Genomic DNA, 5137 nt, shown 5'->3' with positions numbered 1-5137 from the left:
CTAATATTTTTGAAGACTTTGAAAATAGCTATTCGTATTCGGTTATTTCAAGTACAGACGTATATAATTATCGAGTGTATTTAACTATTGGATTGATTCTTTTATTCCTTTTGTTATCATCCTTTTTCTTATTGATGAATAAAGAAATCAGTTTATTGTTGAATAATGGCTTTTCATTACATCAAGTATTGTGGTGTTTATTGGGGAAAAAGAAAATCATTATTACATTCATAATTGCAGGAATCATTGGTGGTTTTATTTTTATGTATTATAAGGAGCAATTTCTTTATTTGTTCCAGATGTACGTTTTCTTGTTCAGCGGAATATATGGTATCTCTCTGATTTCTCTTCTATTAGTTGAAAAAATCGTTTCATTAAGAGAAGCGTTCAACTATATCCAATACATTCTTTTTACATTTTGGTTGTTATTTTCTCTTATTTTGACCGTTGCCAATGTCGAATTAGCAACTATCGTTTTTTCTTCTTCACAGTTAGCTGTTTCCCATGAACCGCCAAAAGAAATTGCTGGTGAAGACTATCATGTGTTTTATCCAGTAACCATCGGGAAAAACCATGTGGATTTTATTTATTCCAATCGTTTTGCATCAGCAGCAGATCAGGAATTATATGAAACTTTGAATAAAAACGGAAGTATATTAGTCAATGTATCAGATTACTTGAATGAAGAAAACGAACAGTTCGGCAGAGGGATAAAAATAAATCCGAATTATCTTAAGAAATTTCCTTTGGCTGATGACCATGGAAACTTGATCCAAGTAACCGAAGAAGAAGCGCACCCTGTTATATTGATTCCTGAACGATATAGACATACAGGTTTAAAAAATAATCTAGAAAAAATAACGGAATATTATCAAGAAATCAGTGAAAAAGAACCAAAATTTCTATTTATAAAAAACAATCAACCCATTTATACATTTATTCCTTCTATCTCATGGATTGAACATTACCCGCTTGTGGAAGTACTGACATTGAAAAACAGTACTTATTGGGAAAGGAATATTCTCAGTGGAGAAATCTATCCGCCGTTAAAGATCAAGATAGGCTCTTTGTCGAAAGAAATGCTATTTGAATTGATTGAGGAAAGCCAGTTACGTGATAACTTGCAGTTATCATTTCCGTATACTCAAACAGAAGAGGCAGCTGTCAAGGTATTAAGCAGGTCATTTCATTATTTGATACAGGTATGTTTCCTCACTTTCTTTTCTTTTTTCTTATTGAGCTACGTCATGTTACGCATATATTTTGTCTACAATTGCCGGAAAATCTCTATCTTTCGTTTAAGTGGTTATTCGCTCTTCGAAACATATAAAGATTTCTTCATAATGAACCTCATCAAATGGGGAATGACAAGTGTAATCTTCCTTTTCCCTATAGAAAGAGAGCCTGAGTATCTTTTTAATATTTTTTTCTTTAGTTTCATTGATTTTATTCTTTCAGTTATTTTTATTTTGTCTACAGAAAAGAAAAGTCAGTTATTGTTGATGAATGGAGGTTAACAGTTGGAACCGTTGATAGCGATAAAAAGTGCAAAAAAAATCATTCGAAACAAAACCATTCTTCATTTGGACCATTTTACTGCGGATGCTGGGGATTTTGTGACTGTAGTTGGAGAGAGCGGAGCAGGGAAAAGTACTTTATTGAATATATTAGGATTGAATGATCAATTCAGTTCAGGGCAATTTTATTTATTTAATCAAGAAACAAAACATTTAACTGGAAGAGAGAAGCGCTTGATAAAAAGAAATGCCCTCTCTTTTCTTTTTCAAGACTTCGGATTGATTGAATATGAAACGATCAATTTTAATTTAGACATTGGCTTGAAGTTTTCGAATTTAAATGCTTCGGATAAACGAATAGTAAAGTATGAAGCATTGAAAAAAGTAAATATAGACAAGAAGCTAAGTACGCCTGTTTATACATTATCTGGTGGTGAGAAGCAAAGAATCGCCTGTGCGAGAGTCTTATTGAAGAATAGCAAAATCATTTTAGCCGATGAACCGACTGGGTCATTGGATAAAAGAAATAAGGATAAAGTAGTTGAAATTTTATCGCAACAGGCTTCCCAAGGTACGTTAGTTATCGTGGTCACGCATGATCCATATCTGACCAAAATAGGAAACAAGAAGATCATGCTTTAGAAAACAAATGAAAAATCAATTTTTTTCAATAAAAACAACAAAAAAATGTCTGGAAAATCGAACATAAAAGTGTCTGATTTGAATATCACAGCAGCGGAAGAAGAAAAACAAAATCGATAACATTTGTTCTAAGAATTAGTTACGTTAAATACGGAACGCAAGATAGACTTGAAAAACGGTAACAAAAGAAGTAGTATATTAAGGTGTGATGTGCTACTTGACATTTATTCTGCTGAGCGAACTTTCTGGATTGTGTAGCCTTATATCTATTCAGGACGTATCGAGCAGATTAGTAAAGGTGTTCTTGATGATTTTCATCTTGAACACCTTTGTTTTTAGCAATTCGCAAAAAACGAAAAGTAGGAGAATTGATAAATGAAAAAAAGATTTTTAGCACTTGCCATCGTACTAGGCACTGGCTTATTGTCAGGCTGTACGAATGCCGGTGAAAAAACAGCCGTTAGTTATAAAGGCGGTACAATCAGCGAACAAGAAGTAATGGATAGCTTGAAAAAAATGCAAGGAGCAGATTCCGCTGTGCAACAGTTGATCGTTTATCAAGTATTTGAAAATAAATATGGAGATGACGTATCAACCAAAGAAATCGATTCCCAATATGATCAAACAAAGAAACAATTGGGTGATTCATTTGATTCACAATTGAAATCTGCAGGTTACACAGAACAAACATTCAAAGACAGTATCAAACAAAGTCTAGCCTTTCAAGAAGGTCTAAAGAAACATATCAAATTGACCGATGAAGATTTAAAAACGGCTTGGGAATCTTTCCATCCAGAAGTGGAAGCTCAAATTATCCAAGTAGCAAGTGAAGATGATGCAAAAGATGTGAAGAAAGCTGCTGATAAGGGAGACGATTTCTCTAAATTAGCCAAAGACAAGTCAACTGATACTACGACAAAAGAAGATGGCGGAAAAGTGAAATTTGATTCCACTACTACAACGGTTCCGGCAGAAGTCAAAGAAGCAGCCTTTAAGTTGAAAGATGGTCAAGTTTCTGATGTGATCACTTCTACCAATGCTTCAACTTATACTACGGAATATTATGTGGTTAAAATGGTGAAAAACCAAAACAAAGGCAACGACATGGATAAATACAAAAAAGAATTGAAAGAAATTGCAACAGACACAAAATTAAGTGACAGTACCTTCCAGAATAAAGTAATTGGCGAAGTATTGAAAGACGCTAATGTAAAAATCAAAGACAAAGACTTTGAAAATGTTTTGAGTACATTCACTTCAGATTCTAGTACAGCAAGTAGTAAATAAGCGGAATAAATAAAAAATATGAACTATTTAAATCAATAAAACTGTTCATCTAAATCTTTTTATTAGAACTAAATCAACAGTAGTTTAATTACTACTTGATTTAGTTCTTTTTATTTTAAAAATTTTTTTTACTTAGAATCCAGCGACCCTAGATATTTTTCTGTATAATCTTAAATAAAGAAAACAATATCAAAAAATGCACGTAGAAGTAGATAAATGGAGTGGTTTTGCAAATTTCTTTTATTTCTAGAAGTTATTCACGTATACGGATTTGTTTTTCTCACAAATAAAAAGGCAGGAAGTACAATGGATCATTTGTATATAAAATATATTCATCAATTTTCCGTTTTGGTGTTAGGCACACTAATTATAGCGGAGATTGTCGCATTTATTATTCAAGGTCATGACATATTAACAGTACATCAAGAGTTTTTCAGTTATGCATTTGGTATTCCTCTGATCGCTATAAGGTCTGATAACAAAAAGTGGAAGAAACGCTATTACATTCTCTTGCTATTTTTGTGTTTTTATCTGCCACCTAAGATTTTTACTTTATTAGGTATACAATGCCTATCATTTTCTTTTATTTCCTATATCATTGTTTTAATTTTCCTCAGTTTCATAGTATGGGTGTTTTATCTTGTCAAAAAATAAATGAATGTTTCATGAACAGTACTTCATCACAGCCTAATTTTTTTCTTTATGCTATCGTTATATTAAAGAAATCAATCAGAAGGGAAAGAAAGTGATGAAAAAAGTTTTATTAGTGGTAAACCCCAGTTCAGGCGGTGAACAAGCAAAGGAATTTGAGCAATTAGCGATAGCAAAATTGGAATCGGTGTTTGATGAAGTGGTCGTCTTGTATACAAAAAAAGCAGGGGATGCAAAAAACTTTACTCGCGAAGCGGCTACGGAAGGGTATCATAGTGTGTTTGTCATGGGCGGAGATGGAACAGTCAACGAAGGAATCAGTGGAATCGCTGAACAAGAACATCGGCCAAATTTCGGATTTTTCCCATTGGGTACGGTGAATGACTTGGCTCGAGCATTAGGGATACCGCTAGAATCTGGGGAAGCGATCAATCATTTTTCGATTGAATCAGTCAAGCCATTGGATATTGGAAAAATAAATGACGACTATTTTATGAATGTCGTCGCAATTGGCTCTATCCCTGAAGCAATCAATGATGTAGATGCGGAGAAGAAGACGAAATTCGGAAAACTAGCTTATTTCATGTCAGGAATCAAACAGTTAGCTTCCACACAATCCTACTCGTTTCACTTAGAAGTTGATGGAAAGAAGGAAGAAATTGAGAGCAGTATCTTGCTGATAGGACTAACTAACTCAGTCGGCGGTTTTGAAACATTACTTCCAAATGCAAAAGTGGATGATGGTAAGCTCCATTTGGTTTATTTAAAAGATTCTTCTTTGATCGATACGCTTAAAACATTGCCAGACCTATTAAAAGGAGTAGATGAATCTACGAAAAATCTAGCCTATCTTACTTGTGAGCAATTAGTTGTGTCATTAGCTGATGAGGAAGAATTGACGACGAATGTTGATGGAGATGAAGGGGATAAATTACCTGTGACAATCAAAGTGTTACCCTCACATTTACAGGTTTATTGTTAAAATGGAGGTTGTGACCGAAGAGTTGTCAGGAGAACATCGGTTGTTCGGAATAAGGGAC

Annotated in this window: 5 protein-coding genes; all 5 read left to right on the top strand. The window is 33.8% G+C overall.

Annotated elements, in window-relative coordinates:
* Positions 1-1517: DUF1430 domain-containing protein (locus RG571_RS11675; RefSeq protein WP_308947812.1), on the top strand; the 1517-nt coding region annotated here is incomplete at its 5' end.
* 3 nt (positions 1518-1520) lie between these two features.
* Complete coding sequence (locus tag RG571_RS11670) at positions 1521-2159, top strand: ABC transporter ATP-binding protein (protein ID WP_010726080.1); 639 nt, start codon at positions 1521-1523, stop codon at positions 2157-2159.
* A gap of 375 nt (positions 2160-2534) precedes the next feature.
* Complete coding sequence (locus RG571_RS11665) at positions 2535-3446, top strand: peptidylprolyl isomerase (RefSeq protein WP_002376240.1); 912 nt, start codon at positions 2535-2537, stop codon at positions 3444-3446.
* A 216-nt stretch (positions 3447-3662) separates the two neighbouring features.
* Entirely contained in the window at positions 3663-4100 is a 438-nt protein-coding gene (locus tag RG571_RS11660; RefSeq protein WP_258430686.1) for a hypothetical protein, read from the top strand.
* 94 nt (positions 4101-4194) lie between these two features.
* The gene (locus RG571_RS11655; RefSeq protein ID WP_002376233.1) at positions 4195-5079 is read left to right on the top strand and encodes a diacylglycerol kinase family protein; all 885 of its coding nucleotides are present in this window, start codon (positions 4195-4197) and stop codon (positions 5077-5079) included.
* Positions 5080-5137 lie beyond the last annotated feature (58 nt).

Source organism: Enterococcus sp. FR204 (assembly GCF_031143325.1).
Lineage (GTDB): Bacteria > Bacillota > Bacilli > Lactobacillales > Enterococcaceae > Enterococcus_B > Enterococcus_B faecium.
Note: the sequence above shows the minus strand (reverse complement) of the source record. Positions and strands in the feature narration are given on the sequence as shown.